The organism is Anaeromicropila populeti (assembly GCF_900112775.1).
Taxonomy (GTDB): domain Bacteria; phylum Bacillota; class Clostridia; order Lachnospirales; family Lachnospiraceae; genus Anaeromicropila_A; species Anaeromicropila_A populeti.
Map to the genome: position 1 here is coordinate 41,216 of NZ_FOYZ01000001.1, position 23,100 is coordinate 64,315.

General features: G+C 36.3%; 23 protein-coding genes, 3 tRNA genes and 1 other annotated feature. All 26 genes read right to left on the bottom strand.

Going from position 1 to position 23,100, the window contains the following annotated elements:
* Positions 1-69 precede the first annotated feature (69 nt).
* Complete coding sequence (locus BM305_RS00200) at positions 70-228, bottom strand: DUF1540 domain-containing protein (protein ID WP_092558681.1); 159 nt, start codon at positions 226-228, stop codon at positions 70-72.
* A 102-nt stretch (positions 229-330) separates the two neighbouring features.
* Positions 331-1,005 carry a hypothetical protein gene (locus BM305_RS00205; RefSeq protein ID WP_092558682.1) on the bottom strand — a complete coding sequence of 225 codons (675 nt, stop codon included), beginning with the start codon at positions 1,003-1,005 and terminating at the stop codon, positions 331-333.
* A 125-nt stretch (positions 1,006-1,130) separates the two neighbouring features.
* Positions 1,131-3,455: an ABC transporter substrate-binding protein gene (locus tag BM305_RS00210; RefSeq protein WP_092558683.1), complete on the bottom strand. Its 2,325-nt coding sequence runs from the start codon at positions 3,453-3,455 to the stop codon at positions 1,131-1,133.
* 412 nt (positions 3,456-3,867) lie between these two features.
* Positions 3,868-3,940 (bottom strand) — tRNA-Thr (locus tag BM305_RS00215).
* A gap of 5 nt (positions 3,941-3,945) precedes the next feature.
* Positions 3,946-4,575 carry an RNA polymerase sporulation sigma factor SigH gene (gene sigH / locus BM305_RS00220; protein ID WP_092558684.1) on the bottom strand — a complete coding sequence of 210 codons (630 nt, stop codon included), beginning with the start codon at positions 4,573-4,575 and terminating at the stop codon, positions 3,946-3,948.
* A 25-nt stretch (positions 4,576-4,600) separates the two neighbouring features.
* Positions 4,601-5,119, bottom strand: a complete 519-nt coding sequence (locus BM305_RS00225) for an NYN domain-containing protein (protein WP_092558685.1) — start codon at positions 5,117-5,119, stop codon at positions 4,601-4,603.
* Between the two features lie 2 nt (positions 5,120-5,121).
* Positions 5,122-5,862: a 23S rRNA (guanosine(2251)-2'-O)-methyltransferase RlmB gene (gene rlmB, locus BM305_RS00230; RefSeq protein ID WP_092558686.1), complete on the bottom strand. Its 741-nt coding sequence runs from the start codon at positions 5,860-5,862 to the stop codon at positions 5,122-5,124.
* An 8-nt stretch (positions 5,863-5,870) separates the two neighbouring features.
* Positions 5,871-6,344 carry a Mini-ribonuclease 3 gene (locus BM305_RS00235; protein ID WP_092559027.1) on the bottom strand — a complete coding sequence of 158 codons (474 nt, stop codon included), beginning with the start codon at positions 6,342-6,344 and terminating at the stop codon, positions 5,871-5,873.
* 20 nt (positions 6,345-6,364) lie between these two features.
* Positions 6,365-7,762, bottom strand: a complete 1,398-nt coding sequence (gene cysS / locus BM305_RS00240; RefSeq protein ID WP_092558687.1) for a cysteine--tRNA ligase — start codon at positions 7,760-7,762, stop codon at positions 6,365-6,367.
* Positions 7,763-7,779: 17 nt separating this feature from the next.
* The gene (epsC, locus tag BM305_RS00245) at positions 7,780-8,454 is read right to left on the bottom strand and encodes a serine O-acetyltransferase EpsC (RefSeq protein WP_092558688.1); all 675 of its coding nucleotides are present in this window, start codon (positions 8,452-8,454) and stop codon (positions 7,780-7,782) included.
* A gap of 96 nt (positions 8,455-8,550) precedes the next feature.
* Positions 8,551-8,824 (bottom strand) — a binding site (T-box leader).
* A 53-nt stretch (positions 8,825-8,877) separates the two neighbouring features.
* On the bottom strand, positions 8,878-9,399 hold the full coding sequence (locus tag BM305_RS00250; RefSeq protein WP_092558689.1) for a hypothetical protein: 522 nt from the start codon (positions 9,397-9,399) through the stop codon (positions 8,878-8,880).
* A 54-nt stretch (positions 9,400-9,453) separates the two neighbouring features.
* Positions 9,454-10,008 (bottom strand): 2-C-methyl-D-erythritol 2,4-cyclodiphosphate synthase, encoded by a 555-nt coding sequence (ispF, locus tag BM305_RS00255; protein WP_092558690.1) that lies wholly within the window; start codon positions 10,006-10,008, stop codon positions 9,454-9,456.
* A gap of 377 nt (positions 10,009-10,385) precedes the next feature.
* Positions 10,386-10,459: transfer RNA gene (locus tag BM305_RS00260), tRNA-Met, on the bottom strand.
* A 44-nt stretch (positions 10,460-10,503) separates the two neighbouring features.
* Positions 10,504-10,576, bottom strand: a tRNA-Val gene (locus BM305_RS00265).
* 119 nt (positions 10,577-10,695) lie between these two features.
* The gene (gene ytvI / locus BM305_RS00270; protein ID WP_092558691.1) at positions 10,696-11,817 is read right to left on the bottom strand and encodes a sporulation integral membrane protein YtvI; all 1,122 of its coding nucleotides are present in this window, start codon (positions 11,815-11,817) and stop codon (positions 10,696-10,698) included.
* 55 nt (positions 11,818-11,872) lie between these two features.
* A complete protein-coding gene (locus tag BM305_RS00275; RefSeq protein ID WP_092558692.1) occupies positions 11,873-12,727 on the bottom strand; it encodes a DUF368 domain-containing protein in 855 nt (284 codons plus the stop codon).
* Positions 12,728-12,766: 39 nt separating this feature from the next.
* Entirely contained in the window at positions 12,767-13,807 is a 1,041-nt protein-coding gene (hydE, locus tag BM305_RS00280) for a [FeFe] hydrogenase H-cluster radical SAM maturase HydE (protein WP_092558693.1), read from the bottom strand.
* 17 nt (positions 13,808-13,824) lie between these two features.
* Entirely contained in the window at positions 13,825-14,877 is a 1,053-nt protein-coding gene (hisC, locus tag BM305_RS00285; protein WP_092558694.1) for a histidinol-phosphate transaminase, read from the bottom strand.
* Positions 14,878-14,936: 59 nt separating this feature from the next.
* Positions 14,937-16,124 carry a pyridoxal phosphate-dependent aminotransferase gene (locus BM305_RS00290; protein WP_092558695.1) on the bottom strand — a complete coding sequence of 396 codons (1,188 nt, stop codon included), beginning with the start codon at positions 16,122-16,124 and terminating at the stop codon, positions 14,937-14,939.
* A 168-nt stretch (positions 16,125-16,292) separates the two neighbouring features.
* Positions 16,293-17,003 (bottom strand): ABC transporter ATP-binding protein, encoded by a 711-nt coding sequence (locus BM305_RS00295; protein ID WP_092558696.1) that lies wholly within the window; start codon positions 17,001-17,003, stop codon positions 16,293-16,295.
* Positions 17,004-17,016: 13 nt separating this feature from the next.
* Positions 17,017-17,775: an ABC transporter ATP-binding protein gene (locus tag BM305_RS00300; protein WP_092558697.1), complete on the bottom strand. Its 759-nt coding sequence runs from the start codon at positions 17,773-17,775 to the stop codon at positions 17,017-17,019.
* 3 nt (positions 17,776-17,778) lie between these two features.
* On the bottom strand, positions 17,779-18,756 hold the full coding sequence (locus BM305_RS00305; RefSeq protein WP_092558698.1) for a branched-chain amino acid ABC transporter permease: 978 nt from the start codon (positions 18,754-18,756) through the stop codon (positions 17,779-17,781).
* A gap of 9 nt (positions 18,757-18,765) precedes the next feature.
* On the bottom strand, positions 18,766-19,647 hold the full coding sequence (locus tag BM305_RS00310) for a branched-chain amino acid ABC transporter permease (RefSeq protein ID WP_330393376.1): 882 nt from the start codon (positions 19,645-19,647) through the stop codon (positions 18,766-18,768).
* 156 nt (positions 19,648-19,803) lie between these two features.
* Positions 19,804-20,928, bottom strand: a complete 1,125-nt coding sequence (locus tag BM305_RS00315) for an ABC transporter substrate-binding protein (RefSeq protein ID WP_092558699.1) — start codon at positions 20,926-20,928, stop codon at positions 19,804-19,806.
* Positions 20,929-21,152: 224 nt separating this feature from the next.
* Positions 21,153-21,599, bottom strand: coding sequence for a GNAT family N-acetyltransferase (locus BM305_RS00320; RefSeq protein ID WP_092558700.1), 447 nt, complete (start codon positions 21,597-21,599; stop codon positions 21,153-21,155).
* Entirely contained in the window at positions 21,589-22,959 is a 1,371-nt protein-coding gene (locus BM305_RS00325) for an alanine/glycine:cation symporter family protein (RefSeq protein WP_092558701.1), read from the bottom strand. Before BM305_RS00325 ends, BM305_RS00320 begins: the two co-directional genes overlap by 11 nt.
* Between the last annotated feature and the right edge of the window lie 141 nt (positions 22,960-23,100).

Sequence of the window (23,100 nt, forward strand, 5' to 3'; positions counted from 1 at the left end):
AAGGTAAGGAGCCTTTGCTCCATAGAGTCATGCTCTATTTTACAAATGCTCCTCACCACTGCTTATACATTATTTCATTGAAAATGATTCACAATCTGTACATTCCTTCTTAGTTGGGTTGCTTTCATGTGTTCCCACCTTGATTTTGTCCAAAGTACAATAATCGACAGCCTGTGCATGATAGGCACAGTTACTAATTGAACATTCAATGCTTGTATTCTTTTCCATAGTCGTATTCCTCCATAGGATATATTAGTACTTTCTCCACTAATGACTTGAAAGTAACTAATGATAGTATTTCTCAACAAGCACATTTTATTCAAAATATCATTATCCAAAAATTCCATCTAATACCCGGCTGAATTGCTTTCGGAAATGATTCATTGTATCAAGAATAATTTCTAAATGGCTTTTCCGATATAAATATTGATCATTCTCCCAACCTTTAAATTTTACAATCTGAAACATATCCCCTTCGTAAAAGTAATATTTTTCCAATTCTAATTCTAACTCTTTTAGTGTATACATTTTATCCGTATCGTCTATAATCCTGCACTGTTTTAAAACGGTTATAATAAATTCCGCACACGTATAGGCTCTTTCTATCCTTATACTTTTGTGTATTGGAAAAACCATTGCTGAAAAAGTATTGTAAATATACTGTTCCCGCTCCTCCTGCAACTTTCGGATATATTGTTTCAGTTCGTTATAGCTGTCTGGTTCTACTACTATTTTAAAAACTTTTATTTTAGTAGGGTGTGACATATTTAAATGATACCTTAATGCAGATTCTTCAACAAATCCTCCTACAAGTGGCGAATTCACATGATATCTTGCAAATGAAAACATTTTATGCAAATCCTCCTCAAAGGACAGTGATACATGATTATATTCATATCTGGTTACACCACGTATTAATTTTCCCATACTGGTATTGGTTGATGAAAGTACAATATAAATATATCTCTTTTCATCTTCTATTTCTGTTTTAAAATTCTCTTCCATTTGAACCAACTTCCTCCACCGTGCATACAAGCAACATTCTAAACTTTCATTCGATTCAATAAAACAGCAGCCTATTTTCTTTTTATTTTATCACGAAATTTAATACAGGTAAACCATAAAATATATCAAACACTTTCATTCAATTCCATTGCTTCTATTTCACTCATCCATGGATAGTATATTGTACTATCTGGTAACAAAGTTGCTATATTGATATGGGTTGCATTGAACAGAATCTCCTTCTGTTTTTGATACACAGGTACTTCTACTGCCCAATCCAAAATAGCCTCATAGCATTGCCGGTAAAGCAATTTTCTTTCACTATCATCAGTAGTATGCTTAGCTGATATCATTAATTCATCTAGTGACCCATCCTCTAACCCGTAATAATTTGTGTTCAGTCCACCCTCTCCAGGCAGATTATCACTGTGATAAGCCTTATACAATTCTGGCACAGCCTCCGTTTCCCATGCTGCCACCCACAGCTCCTGTTCGCCTAACTCCAAAGCATTCCACATCTGGCTTCCCGTTTCTACGTCATTAATTTTCAAATAAAATCCTATCTCCTCTAATGCTTTAGCAGCATCTGCAAGAACATTGTAAACTGGATGCTCCTGTTTTCCATTTCCTGTAACCATTACTTCATATTGAAGGCTGGCACCCCATGGTGCTGCTAGTAATTTCCCGTCCTGAACCGTATAGCCTGCTGCTTCAAAATATCCTAGCGCCGCCTCTAACGCCACTCTATATCTTGTTGCCAAAGTCATACTTTTTGAATATATCTCATTTCCCTCTGAATCAATCCCATAAGCTTCTTTATATTCTGTTTCTGTTTCTTCTGGAACCGACCATGAAGGCATAGGATATTGTATAATTCTAGCTGCCTCGCCAAAATACATATCCACAGCGTTTTCTCTGTATACACTTAAAATAGTTGCCAGTGCCTTACGTAGATTCTTTGAAGCATCCGAATCTGCATCGTTTCCTACATTAACCTTCTGTGCATTAATGCCGATATATCCATAACCAAGACAATCTACCTTCTCTGTAACAATCTTGTCCATTGTTTCAACCCACTCAAACTTATCCTTGTCTGGATCAATACTAGCTATATCAAGACTTCCCTGTTCCACACTCCCAATTCTTTCTTCCTCTATGGTTTCTTTTAGCTCTACCTTACTAATTTTCGGCTGCCCCTTGTAATAGGTTTCATTTCTCTCCAAATAAACGGTATTATTCTCATATTTAACGAACTTATATGGTCCTGCTCCCATTGGCTGACTCATTTTCTTTTTCACAGCTGACAAATCGCCTCTTTTAAAACCAAACTGATTTTTTTCATAATTATATGACGATTTATTCCCATAGTAATGAAGAGGCGCTATTTCAAAATTAAATTGATAGATTGTTGTGTCATCATATCCTCTTGTCTTTACTTCAAGCTCTGTATCACTTATTCTTGTGATTCCTTCAATGTTAGAAACCTCTTGTCCCACACCTTCTGCATTTTTTTCCTGCAAAATACAGTTTTGAGCTAATTCCCTCACCTCTGCTTTAAAATACTCTTCATCATCTGCATATTTTGTACCTAGTGTTTTATAATCTTCTTCATACATGCTAATGATATCGGTAATGACTTGTTCCTCATCCTCCACATTCTTGGAATCATAAGCTTCATCTATAGAATAAAAGTATGCAAATAAATCTTTTGTTTCTGGATAAAGCTGCGTATATTCACTCCATTCCACCTTTTCATAAAGACTGGCGCACCATTCAAACACCTCCCGCAATTTAGGTGCGATTAGTTCTTCACTAATCACAGCTGCAAACTCAGGACTCATCTTCTCAATGTATTCTGAAATTTCTTTGTCTGTAATTTCTTCAGCAAGTGTACTGTTATAACGATAATTCTTCATTCCAACAACAGCGTCCAGTTGAACATCCCTTGCACCCTCATAACTAGAATCTGACAATACATAAAGTGAGAAAATAATATCATCTGTTGTCAATGGCTTCCCATCACTAAATTTAACATCATCTCTTATCTTAATATGATAGGTTGTAAAATCTGCTGCCTGGTCATAATTCACATCAAAATCTGCAATTCCTTTATATGTATACTCTTTACCACAAAAACTTTTTGTTTCTCCTTCAATTCCATGGTAGATTACACTGCCTGCCCGATCTATCGTCAAAAGCTTTTCCTGAGTAAAACCTTCTGCCTCTATGTCCTCTTGGCTTTCTGCAAAAAAAGGATGAAACCTTTCATCAAATTCACCATATCCCACCACTAATGGCAGCTGTTCCTTTTCTTCAATTTCAGTACTATTAACCTCTTCTGAACCTTTCGCCGCATTAGACAACGCTTCTTTCACTTTTTCTTGCCTGCATCCAGATAATGTGCTAATCAACATCACTGTCAGGAGAAAAAATGCCAGTACTTTTTTCATAAATAATTCCTCCTAGATATCAGCCTCTAACAATCTCCTGCTGATAATTCTTTGCTTCCTCAAACATTATAATTATGTGTCAGATATTTGTCAAACATTGATTTTGCACAACAGTTCCAAAAGAGGTACTCTCATTTAATTTCTCCTATTCAAATATTTGATTTATCAGATTATCTAGCATAATGAAACATTTTAGTGGAAGTGGTTTTGAAGAAATACTGATACTTTTTATTCTGTCTATTTTCTATTTAGGAATATGTACTAATAAGATTATTTCCAAAATAGAAGATTTTAAAAAGTAACCACTTTATGTTATAAGAGAAATCCTATGTGTAGTAGACAATTTAATCCTAGTAGACAATTTTAAAATTTTCAAAAAAAGAAACCCTTGAATATTCAAAGGGTTCCTTTAAGCTGCTAACCGGAATCGAACCGGTGACCTCAACACTACCAATGTTGCGCACTACCGACTGTGCTATAGCAGCAAATATTACTTCAGTTCATCAAGAATCTGACTTAACTTACTCTTAATCCGCTGTAATGCATTATCAACTGACTTTGGTTCCTTACCAAGCTTCCCAGCAATGTCCAAATATTTCAGCCCACCAAGGTATAACATAAGTACCTCCTGCTCAAATGCACTTAAACGTCTTCCGAGTTCATATTCTATCACACTTGTACTCTCTTTGTCAATAACCATTTCCTCTGGATTTAAATTATTTGAAAACATAATATCCAAAAGAGAAGTATGCTCGTCTTCTTCCGAATTACCTCCAAATGCAGGTGTATATAACGAAACATATGTATTAAGAGGCATATTCTTTTTTCGGTTTGACTGCTTAATTGCCGTATACATCTGACGTGAAATACATAACTCAGCAAATGAAAAGAAACTGTTATCCTTTGTGTCATTAAAATCTCGGATAGCCTTATATAGCCCAATCATACCTTCCTGAATTAAATCATCCTTATCTCCTCCTATTAAAAAAAGCGTTGTAGCCTTTTGCCGGATTAAATACTTATACTTATCCAGAAGATAATCCATGGCACAATTGTCCTGTCCACGAATAAGCTTAATTATCTCTTCATCCTTTAGGCCCTTGTACTTCTTCTCTTGCATACAAACCTCCTTAATAGAAAGAAAACTAATCCTCTTTTAACCGCATTTTCTCAAGCATAGCAGCCATTTCTGGAGAAACACTGTCAAATAAGCCATTCCTCTTCTTTGCACACTTTTCCAAATAAGTCTGACGAATTGCTTCTTCTGACATTTCCAGCTCATTTTTTAGTTCCCGGGCTGATAAACGTGTTGCCCCTCTCCCTAAAATAATAATCTGTTCTGTTGCATCAGAAGTGGCAACGCGAATGGAATATTTATTTCCAATCTGCTGCGTTACCATTTCAATAAACTGATCTGCTGTTTCTGCTTCCTTCGTAAATACAATATCAATATTATTATAATGCAAGATACTCCCTATATTCCCCTTAGACTTATGTCCATCAAAAACTAAAATCACTTCATTCTTTTTAAATCCCTGAAAATTGCATAACCGATCTGCCAGAGTATACCGTGCTGCTTCCATATTTTCCATTGCTAATTCATGTAATTCAGGCCATGAAAAGATAATATTGTATCCATCCACTAATAAATATTCTTTTAACAAGGCTAACTCATCCTCTGTCTTACAATTTCATACGCCAGAACTCCCATAGCAACAGAAGCATTTAAAGAATCAATATCACCTTTCATCGGTATTTTAGCCACAAAATCACAATTTTCCTTTACTAATCTGCCAACTCCTTCTCCCTCGTTTCCAATCACAATTCCGATAGGACCTTTTAAATCCATTTTGTACATAACTTCACCAGACATATCTGCGCAGACAAACCATATTCCACGTTCCTTTAACTCTTCCATGGTTTTTACCAGATTTGTAACCTTTACCACTGGTGTATAGTTAATGGCTCCCGCAGACGCCTTTACTACTGTAGCAGTCAAACCTGCTGCCCTTCGCTTTGGGATAATAACTCCATGAGCTCCCGCAAGATTGGCTGTACGAATAATAGCTCCCAAATTATGCGGATCTTCTATATTATCCAGCAAAACAATAAACGGCGCCTCACCCTTTTCTTCTGCAATCTTAAAAACATCTTCCAATTCACTATATTCATAAGCAGCAATATACGCCACAACTCCCTGATGCTTCCCAGTTTCTGACATCTGACTCAGACGTTCCTTTTTCACAAAATGGATAATTGAATCCTGCTTTTTTGCTTCCCTCAAAATTGATTGAATTGGTCCATCCTGACAACCGTCCAGTATGAACAAACGGTCAATTGTTTTTCCAGAACGAAATGCTTCTAACACTGCATTTCTTCCTTCTATTGTAAATTCTTCGTATCTCACAAATACTCCTATCTGCCACTTCCCGGGCCCATAAATTCATTTTCGTCCATGTATCTTTCTAATCCCAGTCTGACAAGCTCTAATACTCTGTCAAATTGTTTGTTCAAATACAAATAGCCAATCAATGCTTCTAATCCAGTTGCAATCCTATATTCAGAAATAGTCGCATTTTTTGCTGAAGTATATGATTTTGCATTTCTTCCTCTTTTATAAATAGCCAGCTCTTCCTCTGTTAACTCATTTTCAATTAAATGAAGTATTTTCATCTGAGCTGGCGCCTTAACCAAAGCTGAACACCTCTTATGAAGTCTGTTTACAGGCGCATTCCCCTGCTCCACAACGATAGTTCTGATTATAAAATCATATACACTATCCCCTATAAATGCTAATGTTAAAGGTGAAAACTGACCAGCCTCCAGATTATGCAAAGAAAACTTCTGTGCTATCTGTTCTACTAAATCGGCGTTTTCGGCCGCTTTCATCACATCTGCTTCCCGCTTTTTTAAGCTCTCTTCCATCTTACCCCTTCTCTGGTATCCTCTAAAATAATTCCTTTTTGTGTCAATAAATCTCTCACTTCATCTGCTCTTTTAAAATCTTTGTTTTTACGTGCTTCCTGACGTTCTTTTATAAGATTTTCAATTTCATCATCTAACAGCTGTTCTTCCTGCTCCGTCACTATACCTAGTATATCACATAATCTTGTAATTTCATCAATAATTTTTTGAATCACACTTTTCCCATTAACACTTGTAATTTTTGTATTAGCCAGTTTCACCATTTCAAATATTACAGAAATAGCATCTGCCGTATTAAAATCATCATCCATAGCTGCTACATATTTATTTCGCAATTCCTCAAATTCTGCTAAAACAGCACTTTCCTCTTCTGATACTAGTTTATCCTCTGCTGCCTCTATAAGATGCTTCAAATTAAATACAGCTGTTTTAATTCGTTCCAGACTTGTTTTTGCCGATTCAACAAGTTCACGGCTAAAGTTAATTGGATTACGGTAATGTACACTTAACATGAAAAATCTTAATACCTCAAGAGAATATTTCTCTTCAATTTCTTTTACGGTAAAAAAGTTCCCCTCAGATTTAGACATCTTTTTATTGTCAACATTTAAGAAAGCATTATGCAGCCAGTATTTTGAAAACTCTTTTCCATTTGCTGCCTCACTCTGGGCAATTTCATTTTCATGATGTGGAAATACCAAATCTTCTCCTCCAGCATGAATATCAATCTGATCGCCCAGATATTTTTTACTCATTACAGAACATTCAATATGCCAGCCTGGACGTCCTTCCGACCATGGGGATGGCCAAGCAGGTTCCCCCTCCTTTTTTGGTTTCCACAAAACAAAATCCATTGGATCTTCCTTTTCCTCATTGACTGCAATTCGGGCTCCTGCTTCTAAATCATCCAAATTCCTCTTGGACAGCTTTCCATAACTTTCAAACTTTCTTGTTCGAAAATACACCGTTCCATTTTTTTCATAAGCATAACCCTTATCCATTAGTGTCTGTATCAGCTCTACCATACCTTCAATTTCTTCTGTTGCCTTTGGATGTGTTGTTGCCGTTTTAATATTTAATGCTTTCATATCCTCTTTTACAGATGCAATATAGCGTTCTGATATTTCAGTACAGGAAACGCCCTCTTCATTTGCTTTCTTAATAATCTTATCATCTACATCAGTGAAATTCGACACATAATTCACTTCATACCCTTTGTATTCTAAATATCTGCGCACGATATCGAATACGATCATAGGTCTTGCATTCCCAATATGAATGTCATTATAAACGGTAGGACCACAAACGTACATACGAACCTTTCCCTCTTCAATTGGCACAAATTCTTCCTTTTTCTTTGATAACGTATTATACAGCTTCATAAATGACCTCCTAAATTCTATTTTCCATGATTTCGCTGACACTGCTCTAATTCATTTAATAATTTCGTTAATAGCTTTTCTAATGACTGATTTTCAATTCTTAAATTTTCAATATCGTTGCTTACAGGATCCGGAAAGTGTACTTGATCCAGCTCATCCGTTGGTATTTTTTCATTATCTCTCTTTACAACTCTCCCGGGAACTCCTACTACCGTTGAGTTAGGCGGTACTTCTGTAAGCACCACGCTGCCTGCACCAATTTTTGAATTGGCACCCACTCGAAACGAGCCTAGTATCTTGGCTCCAGCACTAATCATAACATTATCCTCAATTGTTGGATGTCTTTTCCCATGTTCCTTTCCAGTTCCTCCAAGAGTGACACCCTGGTACATCGTTACATTATTCCCAATCTCAGCTGTTTCACCAATGACCACTCCATGCCCATGATCAATAAATAGTCCTTTTCCTATCGTTGCCCCTGGATGAATCTCTATTCCTGTTTTTCTAGCTGTTTTCTGAGATATCCAGCGGGCAAGAAAATAATGTTTTCTAATATATAAGAAATGCGCTACGCGATACCGCATAACTGCTTTAAAACTAGGGTATAAAAAGACTTCCCAATTTGATTTTATTGCCGGATCTCTGTCACGAATCATTTTGATTTCTTCATGAATCCATTTAAAAAGTCCCATTTTCTCACTCCTGACTAACTTTCTGCACAACATTCTATAGTTTGCAGGTACAATAAATCGAAAGTTCTTAGCACGCAAAAAAACTTCGTCTCTAACTCTAGAGGCGAAGTTTTCGCGGTTCCACTCTATTTTTCAAATGACACACTCCAATATTATACATAGTTCTATTATCACTTACAATATTGGTTCACAAACAGGTCATTAAAAATCTTATTCCTATAACGGCAGTTACCGGATTAAACTACTATTAGTTCATCTAATCAGCTCACGGAGGCACTTCATCAGTTCTCGTATAAGGAATGCTCTCAGCTTATAACATCCCCTCTCTTTTATCACCCAACTGATTACTCTTTCCGCTCACAGCTTTTAAATTATATATGTTATTCTATTCAATAATTCCCTGTTTGTCAAGTTTGTGTTTTGTTAAATTGCACTTTGCACCAAACGAAACATCTTCATATCCAAGTCACAAAAGTCATCCATCTTAGCTTCATATACTCTTTGTGTATAAATTGTTTTAAAAAACAATGCTCTAAATGTTTCTGTATGCTCTGAGTTTAACTCTATTAACTTAGTCAGCTCACCTCGTTCATTGACATATACCAGTCCTTTAACAAACTGGGTATAGTAGTCAGCATGATGATGCATACTTCTAAGCAACATGTTCCGAACATCTACTTTAAAATGCATCCAAATGGCATTAAAAATATTGTAATTATGTCTTAAATAATCTCTTCGGTTATCATCGGTCACACATGTGATAAGATCAGAAAGGTACATGGCATAACTTTCATATATCATCTCACCTGCTTTTTGCAATTCATTCAAATTATTTTCTAATAATTCTCTTGCTGCTGCAATTTCATGTACTAACCTATCTCTTTCCCTTACTATCTTCCTCTCTACTTCAATTGAATCATATACTCCTCTGCCAATTGTCTCCACTAAGATTCCCCCTTAAACCAACTGCACACTAAAGCTACAAATCAATGAAAGCAACTAATCATTATGCTTCGAGCACCCCTTACACCCACTGCATCCTTCATTAATAACTTTCCTGGGATTATCGTATGCATAATTCATAATTTCAGTTAAAGAACAAATTGCCTGTGAAGAAATTCCTTCACCTTTCCCTGTAAAACCCAGTCCTTCCTCTGTTGTTGCTTTAATATTTATTCGTTCAATATCTATTTTAAGTACTCTTGCTATATTCTCAATCATCTGCGGAATATATAGAGCCATTTTAGGCTTTTGTGCAATAATCGTAGCATCAATGTTCTCAATAATGTAAAATTTGTGATCCAGCATTTCTTTTACCTTCTTCAAAAGTTCCATGCTGGAAATACCTTTATACCGTTCGTCTGTATCAGGAAAATGTCTCCCAATATCTCCAAGAGCGGCTGCGCCTAATAATGAATCCATTATGGCATGTAGTAATACGTCTGCATCTGAATGACCTAGCAATCCATATTCATAAGGTATTGTTACTCCACCTATAACTAAATCCCTGTCTGCTACTAACTTATGAACATCATAACCCATTCCTACTCTCATTTTAATTCCTTTCCAACTAGTTGTTTTAACTATGTCTATGACTTTATTATACCAAACTAAACTTATATTGTCTAATGCCTGAGACGTCCGTTTATCACGTCATATCGCACTTTTATTACATCTTAGTTTAGTCAATAGGTCCTGCTTCTCATTTTTCCTATATTTCTTCTATTACAGCACTTCGATATGTCTTATCAGTCTGTACTTTATTTAGTCATTTCATCCGACATTTCAAGTACTTTTTGCTGAATCTACACCATCTTCAAGTTTAGAAAACAAAAACCCTGTTTTTTAGGGTGCTTTTTTATGTGCTAGGAAATGCGAAGCATTTTCCTAGCACATAAAAAAAAGATGTTGTAATCAATACAACATCACAGTAGCGGAAAAGGGATTTGAACCCCCGACACCACGGGTATGAACCGTGTGCTCTAGCCAACTGAGCTATTCCGCCATATACATTATTATGTCCATTTTTAAGCTTTCTATGCTTAAAAATGGGACCTACAGGGCTCGAACCTGTGACCCTCTGCTTGTAAGGCAGATGCTCTCCCAGCTGAGCTAAGATCCCATTGATTAGTAACCTATGCTTAACAAAATCAATACTGAATTGCTATCACTAGGTAACTGGTGTAACTACGTTACGATAGACATTATATTCAATAAAAACTGTTTTGTCAAGCAGTTTTTTCAAAATTTCATAAATTCACTCAAATCATGTGCAATAATCTTCGCTCCACGTATTATATTATCAAAAACCCCCGATCGGTAGAAATTCACTACAATCATTCCAACGGGAATACCAATAATCAGTCCTAACAGGCCAGAAAACCGATATCCTATAAACATGAATATCAAAGTAGCCAACGGGCTAAGTCCTATGCTGTCTCCTACCATTTTGGGCTGGAGCACCTGCTTCACAACCTGACAGACTAGATATATGACCATAAGACAGATAGCTTTTACATAATTACCTGATATTAATTCAAAAACTGCCCATGGCCATATCACCGCTCCAGTCCCAAAAAAAGGAAGGAGATCTAGTATCGCAACTACCAATGCCAATAAAAAAGAATATGGAACTCTTAATAACTCAAAGCCAACAAAAAGTATAAGCAGAATTACCAGCATAATTTTGAATTGAGCCTTAAAATATCCACCAAAAGCCCTTTTAAAATTATCCATTATAATATCTATCTTCTCTGTAATTACCTTTGGTGTCATTTTTCGATAGACAATCATCATTTTTTCTCTTTCTGCAATAAAAAAGTATGCTGATAAAAGAGAGATTACTGCCATAAAAAGTCCATCAGCAAGATTTTTAGCAATGTTTCCAGCCGAACTAATACTTGGTACATCATTATTTGAAATAAAGTCTGTCACATATTTATTTGCATTAGACCAAAAAGAATCCATTACATTCTTCGCATTCTCTGGCATCACTTTATAAATACCATTCATTTTTTTCGAGATATCTGCCAGCTTCAGCTCCATGCTATTATAAATATCAGGCAAATCCGTCAGTAATGAAATGATTTCTCTTCCAAGCGCTGAAATACCCAAATAAATGATTCCAACAACAATTCCCAATCCCGCTATAATTATAATGACGGAGCTATGCTTTCTCACAATCTTAACTCTCTTTTCCATCCATTTCACAATGGGATTTGCTATCATAGCAATTATCCATCCAATTACAAATGGAAGAAAAAAGCGAATAATCCGTGGAAGTACAAAAATACAAATGCATGCCACCGCTACAGCCATAACAAAATGTAAAACAATCTTTAAATATAACGTTTTTTTACTCAAGCAACCACTTCCTTTATTTCACACATAATTTCACCAATAAAGTAATAAGTTCTTTCTACTCTCTTCCTAAAAAAAATGAAATCACAAAGCCAATGCAAAAAGTAACAGCACTTGATAACAGAATCATTACATTAAGTTCCTTTACACCGCACTGCATAAGCACTACAAATGGAGAGGCTGCCACAAGACCTAAAATTCCACTGTATGCTAGTGTTTCTTTCTTTTTCAGCAACAATTCAATTAATTTTGCTATAAAATAAATGCCTAATATAACGCCTATTCCAAAAGGAATCATAATTGCAACTTTTGTAAGCAGCGTAGAAAAGTCACCACTCACCAGTGCTCTGATAATAGCGGTTATCATTTCAATAATTGGGTTATAGTATCCTAGCAGCATCAACATCATAGAACCACTCACACCTGGAATTACCATTGTTGCAGAGGCAACTACTCCAATAAAGAACAGCTGAAGCAAACTGATAAAAGATAACGTAAGCACTGCTTCCTCTCCGTTTCCCTCACCAAGCCACTGTAAAAATATCATAAATACAAAAAACAGAAGAAAAACAATTATATTAGTTCCTGATATGACTTTTCCTTTAAAATGACCTAAAAGCATGGGTATTCCACCTAATATTAAGCCAATAAACAGCAAAGCTGTCTGCAATGGAAAATGATCAAACAAATACTCAATTACAAAAGACAACCCTACTATTCCCAGTACCATTCCCACTCCATATGGCAGCAAAGTAATGATACTTTTTTTTAATTGTTTTGAAATAGTAGTGATGGCAGAAATAATTTTGTCGTAAATCCCCATAGAAACCATCATAGTTCCACCACTTACCCCTGGAATTGCATTGGCAATTCCGATAAGAACCCCACGAAGAATATCCTTTAAAAAATTCATTTATACCCAATCCTTCCCTTTTTTCTAAAATCACAAAATTTACTCACGAAGCACCGCAGAATCTCCACGTTCTGAAACCATCTCACAACCTATGGATTCTATTCGTCTTTGTAAGCATCCCCTACATTCTGCTGCCTCATCACCAGTACATATTTTATTATCATAAAGTTCATATTTTTTTCGGACAGATGTTGGAGAAAGATTAGGCATAACAACATTCGCTCCTGCCTGAATTCCTTTCTCTCTCCCTTTTGCATCTAACGTACCGAGAGCAGTTGTAGCTGGAAGATTAATCTTTGGTAAAATAATACGAAGTACTGATATCAGTAACAAGGTTTTATCCAGACTCCCTTTTTCCTGTTGTGCAAAAATGGTATCATGATGTGGAATAAACGGCCCTATTCCCACCATATGAGGCTGCAGTTCCTTTAGAAAAATCAGGTCATCTGCCAGACATTCATTGGTTTGATAAGGTGAACCCACCATAAAGCCTGCCCCTGTCTCAAACCCTAGTTCCTTCAGCTGATACAGACACTCCTTTCGATTCTGCAAAGTCATTTCCTCTGGATGCAGTTTCTTATAATGGTCTTCATTTGCACTTTCATGTCGCAGCAAATACCGATCGGCACCAGCTTCCCGAAATTTCTTATATGCCTCATAACTTTTCTCTCCAATTGATAACGTAATGGCACAGTTTTCATATGTTCCCTTTATCGCTTTGACTATCTCAACGATACGTTCATCTGTAAAATACGGATCTTCACCGCCTTGCAGAACAAATGTCCTAAATCCAAGATTCCAGCCGATTTGACAGCATTCCAGAATTTCATCCATAGAAAGCCTATACCGTTCTACATTCTTATTTTTACCTTGTATGCCACAATAGAAACAATTATTCTTGCAATAATTGGTAAATTCAATCAACCCTCTTGTATAGACCTTTTTCCCATAATATTTTTCTTTTAGTTCCAAAGCCCTTTTTCGCAATTGTTCCTTATCTTCCTGCGTATATTGTTCCAATAACAAAATATATTCCTCTTTGCTTAAATACCCCTGGTCAATTAATTTTTTTACTAACATCTGCTGCCTTTCTAATCTTATAAAATCTCTCCTAATGCAATTATTAATTGATTCATTTCTTCCTCTGTTCCAATTGTAATGCGAAGGAAGTTATTAATTCGCGGTTTATTAAAATACCGTACATATATTTTTTTCTTTTGAAGTTCTTCATATATTTTCCCTGCTGGAACAGATTTATGCGTTGCAAACACAAAATTTGCTTTTGAATCTAAGCAAGTAAATCCTAATTCATCCAGTTCCTGAATCGTCTTTTCTCTCTGCTCTATAATCTGGTTCACAGTATTCTGAAAATATTCCTTATCACGAACTGCCTCTGCTCCAAGGACAATGGAAGCAGTATTCATGGTATATGAATTGTATGAAAATTTCACAATATTCAATGCTTCGATTAGTTCTTTATTTCCTATTGCATATCCAATTCGTAACCCTGCTAGTGAACGTGATTTTGAAAAGGTCTGTACAACTAATAAATTATCATATTCCTTCAGCAAATCAATGCTGGAAGCACCCCCAAAGTCCACATATGCTTCATCCACGATTACTACTACATCCTGATTGTGCTCCAAAATATCCCGAATAAACTCTGTACTTTCACATATTGAAGTAGGAGCATTGGGATTTGCAATTACCACACCACCATTCTCTTTGTAGTAATCCTGTTTTACTATTCGAAAATTTTCATCGAGCATTGGCCTTTCATATGGAATTTTATATAATTCACACCAAACGTCATAAAAGGAATACGTAATGTCAGGAAAAAGCACCGGTTTATCTGAATTAAAGTAAGTTAAAAATGCCATTCCAAGTACATCATCCGAACCAACCCCAATAAAAATCTGTTCAGGGTCCACTCTCTTCTCCTTTGCCAGCTCGTTTACCAATTCTGTTGAATCGTAATCTGGATATAGCCTAAGCTTATCCAGCTTCATTTGCTCCATAACCCGTTCCACACCCGGTGCAGGGGGATATGGATTTTCATTAGTATTTAGTTTTATAATATTATCTTCCTTTGGCTGCAACCCAGGTACATATGGTTTTACCTTTCGGATATTTTGTTCCCAAAGTTTCATCTGAACACAACCCTCCTATTTGGTTTCTTCATTTCTTTCATTTCTAGTAACCTAGGAAACTATGCCTGATACGCCTCTGCCAGCTTTTTAAATGCAGGAAGTGCCCGCACTATCATGTCATAGTCCACACAGTATGCCATACGTACATAACCAGATCCACCAAATGCACTTCCGCCTACAATAAGCAGATTAAATTCTTTTGCCTTTTTTACAAACTCTGCCTCATTATCCCCCAGTATCTTCATCCAAAGATAAAATGCACCATCTGGTTTTACACATTCAAATCCATACTCTGTTAATGTATTATATAAAAGTTCTCTATTGCGATTATACACTTCAATATCTACTTCCTCATCAATGCATCTGGCAATTACCTTCTGCATCAAAGATGGTGCATTAACAAATCCTAGAATTCTAGTTGCTACACCAGCTGCGGAAACTACATTTTCAAAATCATCTACTTCAGCTGGTATTACAAGATAGCCAATTCTTTCACCAGGCAATGATAAGGATTTACTATAGGAATAACCTACTATTGTATTATCATAATATTTCGGAATAAATGGAACCTCTTGATTTGAATATACTATTTCTCTATACGGCTCGTCAGCAATTAAATAAATAGCTGTTCCATATTCATCTTGCTTTTTATTCAACACTTCTGCCAAAGCCATAATTACCTTTTCAGAATACACCACACCAGTTGGATTATTAGGAGTATTTACAATAACAGCTTTGGTTTTTGAAGTAATTTTATCATAAAATTCTTTTAGATTTGGTAAAAAAGTATCCGTATCTGGTGAAATTATAACTAACTCACCTTCAAAATTTTTCACGTAACTTCTATACTCACCAAAGAATGGTGCAAATACAATTACTTCATCTCCTGGGTTCAATAAAGTTTTTAGTATAACATTCAGTCCACCTGCTGCACCTACCGTCATAATAATATTATCCTGCTTCAGGCTTGTACCATGCTTTTTGTTTAGAGAATCTGCAATTACCGTTCTTACATCTTCATACCCAGCATTCAGCATATAACCATGTATCTGCTTAGCATTTTCATTAGTTATGATATCCACAATTGCTTCTTTTACTTTTGCTGGAGGTTCTACGCTTGGATTTCCCAAACTAAAATCATATACATTTTCCTCCCCATATATTTTAGCCAGCTTCTGCCCCTCTTCAAACATTGCTCGAATTACAGAACTTCCTTTTACATAGTCAACCATTTTTTCAGAAATCATAATGATCCCCCTTCTCTTTTTTACATTCTGTCATATTTGACTTAATCTTAATTATAAAATACAGCTAAAGCAAATACAATACTAATTTTAAAATCCGCTGTCTGCATAAAAAAAGAAATGTGCCCACCTGTTGGTTCAGACACACCTCTTTCTCTGTCTTATTTAAATTTATTCACCTAAATATGCTTTTTTAACTGAATCATCCTTCAATAACTCTTCTGCATTTCCCTCCAGCACAATCTTCCCTGTTTCTAAAACATATGCTCTGTTTGCAATTCCTAATGCTTTCTTTGCATTCTGCTCTACTAACAGCACCGTTGTTCCACTGGAACTAATTTCCTTGATAATATTAAAAATTTCCGAAACGTACAATGGTGAAAGCCCCATGGAAGGCTCATCCATTAAAATAATTTTAGGATGGGACATCAGTGCCCTGCCCATTGCAAGCATCTGCTGTTCTCCACCACTTAATGTACCCGCCGTCTGTTTTTTTCTTTCTTCCAGTCTGGGAAATCTTTTATAAACCATCTGTAACGTATCCTGTATTTCCTGCTTATCCTCTCTGGTAAATGCACCTAGTTTCAAATTTTCATATACCGAAAGTTCTGAAAAAACTCTTCTTCCCTCTGGAACGTGAGCCATACCCAGTGAAACGATTTTATGTCCAGGCACCTTTGTAATATCTTTTCCTTCAAAGATGATGCTTCCTGCCTTGGAATTCATCAATCCAGAAACAGTATGAAGAATGGTAGTTTTACCAGCTCCATTTGCCCCAATTAACGCAATTACCTCTCCCTGATTCACTTCAAAGGAGATCCCCTTTATTGCCTGAATCATTCCATAGTAAACTTCTAAATTCTTAACCTCTAACATTGCCATGATTTTTCCTCCCTTACTCACCCAAATAAGCTGTGATTACCTTTGGATCATTTAATACCATATCTGGCGTGCCAGATGCTAATTCTGTACCAAAATTCAAAACTGTAATTTGTTCACAGATACCAGCTACTAATTTCATGTCATGCTCAATTAGTAATATTGTCATTTCAAATTTATCCCGGATAAAACGGATATTCTCCATTAATTCTTCTGTTTCATTTGGATTCATACCAGCAGCAGGTTCATCCAGTAATATCAGCTTAGGATTGGTTGCCATTGCTCTTGCTATCTCTAGTTTCCTCTGCTTTCCATAGGGAAGATTAGCTGCTATGATACCAGCCTCTTCATGCAGGTTAAATACCTCTAAAAGTTCCAAAGCCTTCTTGTCCATTTCCTTTTCCCTTTTAAAATAGCCAGGCAGCCGCAATACTCCCTCCATCACAGAATATTTAATCTGATTATGAAGAGCAACCTTCACATTATCCAACACAGTCATTTTATGAAACAGCCGGATATTCTGAAAAGTTCTTGCTATTCCAACTTGATTAATTTGTGCTGGTCCTTTTCCCACAAGACTTATTCCATCTAATAAAATACTTCCTTCTGTTGGTTTGTAAACTCCTGTCAGTAGGTTGAAAATCGTAGTTTTCCCAGCTCCATTTGGTCCAATCAGTCCATATAACTGTCTTTTTTCGATAGATACATGAAATTGATCCACAGCTCGTAAACCACCGAAGGAGATACCCAGATTTTTCACTTCTAATAAAGCCATCTCCTATTCCCCCTTCACATTTTTAGAATTGCTTAATAATTTACGTTTTCCCAATAGTCTGTCTCTGACACCAGACTGATTAAACAGCATCATAACAATCAATACGGTAGCATATAAAAGCATTCTAAAGTCATCCGCTCCACGAAGAAACTCTGGTAAAACAGTTAGCGCCGCAGCCGCAATAATAGATCCTTTTATGCTTCCCATTCCACCAAGCACTACCATAACTAATATTTCAATTGATTTTGTATATTCAAAATTTGTTGGTTTTATAATACTTACATTATGAGCATATATAACACCTGCTACTCCAGCGAAAAATGCGGCAATAGCAAATGCCAGGATTTTGTATCGACTGACCTGTAGGCCTGATGCCTCGGCTGCAATCATATTATCACGTACAGCACAAACTGCTCGGCCATGTTTGGAATGTACAAAATTGCGAATTACAATAATCGTAATTACTACTAAAATGAAAGCTGACGTAAAATGCTTATAATTCGTATAGGTTTCAATTTTGGATAAACCCTGGGCTCCATTGGTTACCTTCATACTATTAATGATTGAAATAATGATCTGATTAAAAGCCAGTGTTACAATCGCCAGATAATCTCCTCGTAGTCTTAGTACAGGTATACCTATAATTAATCCAGCCAAAGCTGCTGACAATCCCCCTGCCAGAAGTGCAAGTGGCAGCTCCACATATACAGATGCGTTCATATTTAGTGTAATCAGCGCCCCCACATAGGCACCAATTGCCATAAAACCTGCATGACCTAGTGCCAATTCTCCTAAAAAACCCGTTGTTAAATTCAGTGATACTGCTAAAATAATATTGATTCCGATAGGAACAATAAGAGAACGGTACTGACGGTTTAGAATCCCTCCATCAATTGCTATTTTTAGCAAAATGTAAATCACAACAATTGCTAATATACTATAAACTATTTTTATTTTATCGTTTTTTCTATTTTTCGTCATAGATGCCACCTACACTTTCTCTGTTTTGTTCTTGCCAAGTAAACCAGATGGTTTTACAAGCAAAACAACTACCAGAACGCCAAAAACAATGGCATCCGCCAGTTCTCCAGAAACATTTTTCGAGACAGACTCAATGACTCCCAACAAAATACCTCCCAGCATGGCACCTGGTATACTGCCAATGCCACCTAATACAGCAGCTACAAAAGCTTTAATTCCTGGAAGTGCCCCTAGTGTTGGTTTTAAACTCTGGAACTGGCAAATATATAAAATACCTGCAATCGCAGCTAAAGCTGAACCAATTGCAAACGTAATGGAAATTGTTCTATTCACATTAATCCCCATCAATTCAGCTGCACCCTTATCTTCTGATACTGCACGCATTGCTCTGCCTGTCTTTGTTTTTTGAATAAAAAGCGTCAGCGCGATCATAGAAATAGTAGTGACTGCTAGTGTTACGATTGTAATACCTGATAAAGTGATACTTCCAATTTTTAAAGATAATGCTTTTGAATCAATTATAGATGCAAAGCTAATCGGAGTTCCTCCAAAAATAAGTAATACCGCACTTTGCAAGAAATAACTTACACCAATGGCAGTAATAAGTACTGCTAATGGTGTTGCTTTTCTAAGCGGTTTATATGCTACCTTTTCAATGCAGATTCCTAAAACTGCACAAACAGCTATGGTACAAATTACAGCGGGAACTACAGGCATATGAAGAAGTTCAATAAATACATATAGTGCATAGGCACCTATCATAATAATATCTCCATGTGCAAAGTTAATCATTTTGGCAATACCGTAAACCATTGTATATCCTAGCGCAATCAGCGCATAAATACTTCCTGATCGAAGCCCTGTGATTAATATTTCAATGAAATTTTCCATTATGTCACCTCTAATTCTTTCATTAGACAGAAAATTTCGACTAATAAATATTGCCCCTAAGCAATATTTATCAACCGAAATAGCTATCGAAAACAGTTTATTTTTGATAAAAGAATGAGAGAAAACAATTCCTTCTCTCACTCTGTCATTTCAAAATTATCTTGCAGTGTATTCACCATTTTTAATTTCAACAAATATTGCATCCTTGTTTGGTTCGCCATCTGCTGTAAATGATACCTTACCAGTTAAACCATCTACTTCAATTTCTGTCATCGCAGCAATCAGGGACTCACTGTCAGTTGCGCCAGCCTTTTCTATCGCTGCCTTAATTACATAAATAGTATCATAGCCATCTGCTGCGAACTGATCTGGTGTTGTTCCATATTTTTCGTTATAAGTACTTACAAAATCAGCAGCGGAAGGATCTGTTGCCAAAAATGGACTTAAGAAAATTGCACCTTCTACCACATCTTTATTGGTTACCTGCTGTAGTACACCATCCCATCCATCACTTCCGATAAAAGGAAGTTCCATTCCAAGATCAGCTGCCTGAGTTGTAATATATGCAGCATCTCCATAATATGCAGGTACAAAAATGATTTCTGCATCTGTTGATTTTATGCTGGTTAACTGGGCACTAAAGTCAATGTCATCTGTTTTAAAAGACTGTTCAGAAACAATGGTTCCTCCTAATTCTTTCACCTTAGCAACAAATGCATCATTAACACCTTGGCTGTACTCATCTGCATTATTATAAAGTACTGCTATTTTTGTTTTACCAAGTTCATTTACTGCAAATTCTGCCATTTTCTCTCCCTGAAGTGGGTCTGTAAAGCATAAGCGGAATGCATTATCATATTCTGTACATCCTTTTGCAGAACCAGAAGGAGTGATTTGAAGAATACCGTCTTCCTTTGTCAAGTCTACAATTGCCAAACATGCTCCACTGGTTACGGTACCCATTAATGCATCAATTCCTTCATCCATTAATGTGTTATACGCAGTAACTGCTGTTTCTTCACTTGCTTCATCATCCATAAACTTTAATTCTAACTTTTGTCCGTTAACTCCACCAGCAGCATTAATTTCTTCTACTGCAACTTCTGCCCCCTGCTTCACCGAAATACCATATGAAGCCGCTGGACCTGTAAGTGGTCCTAATCCGCCAATTACAAATGCATCCTCGCCGCTTCCTGTATCTTTCTTCCCACAGCCAGTTGTTACAGTTACCATCATGGCAGCAGCCAGACATAAACTAATACATTTCTTTCCTATTTTCATAATATTCACTTTCCTTTCCTATCAAATAAAAAATGACGTTCCTCCCCGTGTAGAACGTCCTTATCCATGAAAATATGTTAATCTAGAAATTAAATTTTGTCAAGTTTTTATTTATACCAGCAGCGGTGAAATGCACTTATTCTAAGAAATTATTAATATATTCTATTTTATATGCTTTGGGTTTCAAATTTAAGCCAGAGCTTCACGACTCTGGCTTAAAAAGATTATTTCAATTTGTCTTTTATATACTGCATAGGTGTGTATCTTATCCCAGCTGTCAACTGCTCTTTGTCACGATCAACAAAACCCAGCTTATGATACACTTCAACGGCATAGGGAGATGAGTGAACTGTAATCACAGGTGATGAAGTTTCCAACAATACTTTTTCAAAAAGCAGCCGCCCAATTCCTTTTTGCTGATAACTGCTCTCTACAAAAAATAACGAGATATGGCTGCCAGCACTCCTTGTGGCGATTACTCCAATCAATTTGTCCCTTTCAAAAGCACCATAAAACTTTAAGGTAGCTAAAAATAAACTATCATGAATACAATTATAAAATGTAGTCACTCCATCTACAGGATAGTCTGGTGCTTCGTATTCCTGAAAAACCTTCCACACAAGTTCGATGGCACTATCCATTTTTTCCGGTTCTAATTTTTTAATTACCATTTGCCCTCAACTCTTTATTCATACTAAAATAACTTTTGGTTTCTGAAATAATAACATTACTTAGTCCTAAGATTCCTATTAGATTTGGAAATGCCATCAATGCATTGGCAATATCAGCGATTAACCATACTAAATCCAGTTTTATATAGGCTCCTATCCCAATCAGCACAATAAAAATAAGTCGATAAATTTTAATTCCTTTGACTCCGAATAAATATTCTGTGCATCGCTCCCCATAATAGTTCCAGCCTATGATAGTAGTAAATGCAAAAAATACCAGACCTATTGTTACAATAAATTTTCCAATTGCTGCTCCAGGTAATCCTGTAGAAAATGCATAATTGGTAACTGCTGCCCCTTCTAGCCCCAGATTCCATGAATTTGTTATGATTACTACCAGTCCTGTCATGGTACATACTATAATAGTATCAATAAATGTTCCTGTCATAGAGATTAATCCCTGACGTACACAAGAATTGGTCTTTGCTGCTGCCGCTGCAATCGGTGCACTTCCAAGTCCTGATTCATTGGAAAAAACACCTCTTGCTACACCATTTTGTATTGCTTGCTTAACTGTGGCACCTAAAAATCCGCCTGCTGCCGCTGTTGTCGTAAATGCACTTTTAATTACTAGTTCCACTGCTCCTGGAAGTAATCTAATGTTTACAATCAAAATAATCAAAGCCCCTAGAATATATAAGGCCGCCATAAAAGGAACAATGATTTCTGCGACCTTAGAAATCGTTTTGATTCCATTTAATGTAACTAGTGCAACAAGAATTGTAATAATTGTGGCTGATACCCAAACTGGTATATGATATGCTACATTAGTTGCCTGTGTAATAGAATTTATCTGCGCAAAAGAACCAATTCCAAAACAAGCCACACATATGCCAAAAAAAGCAAATATTCGAGCAAGCCATTTTATCCCTAAACCACGTTCAATATAATACATCGGTCCACCTGACATTTGCCCGTTTTCATCTACAATTCTATATTTAACCGCCAGCAGACCTTCTGAATATTTTGTCGCCATACCAAAAAAAGCTGCCAGCCACATCCAAAAAAGTGCGCCTGGTCCCCCTATTTTAATTGCAGTAGCCACACCTACAATATTACCAGTTCCTATAGTGGCTGCTAAAGCGGTACATAGTGCTGCAAAACTACTGACATCACCCTCTGCCTTATTTACTTCCTGTTCTTTTGAAAATAAATACTTAAGCGCCAGAGGTAATTTTAACACCTGAATTAATCCAAGACGTAAAGTAAGATAAGCTCCAGTCCCAACCAGCAAGATTAGTAATGGCGGTCCCCATACAAAATCATAGATTTGATTGAATACTTTTAGTACTTGTTCCATTTTTTCCTCCAAAAAATAAATTTTTAAAAGTGCATACACATATTTGCACACATAATAAATTCTATTATACCATATTTTTTTGCATATTTAAATTTATTTTAACACAATTCTATATTTCTTTGAGGTTGAATTAGAATTACC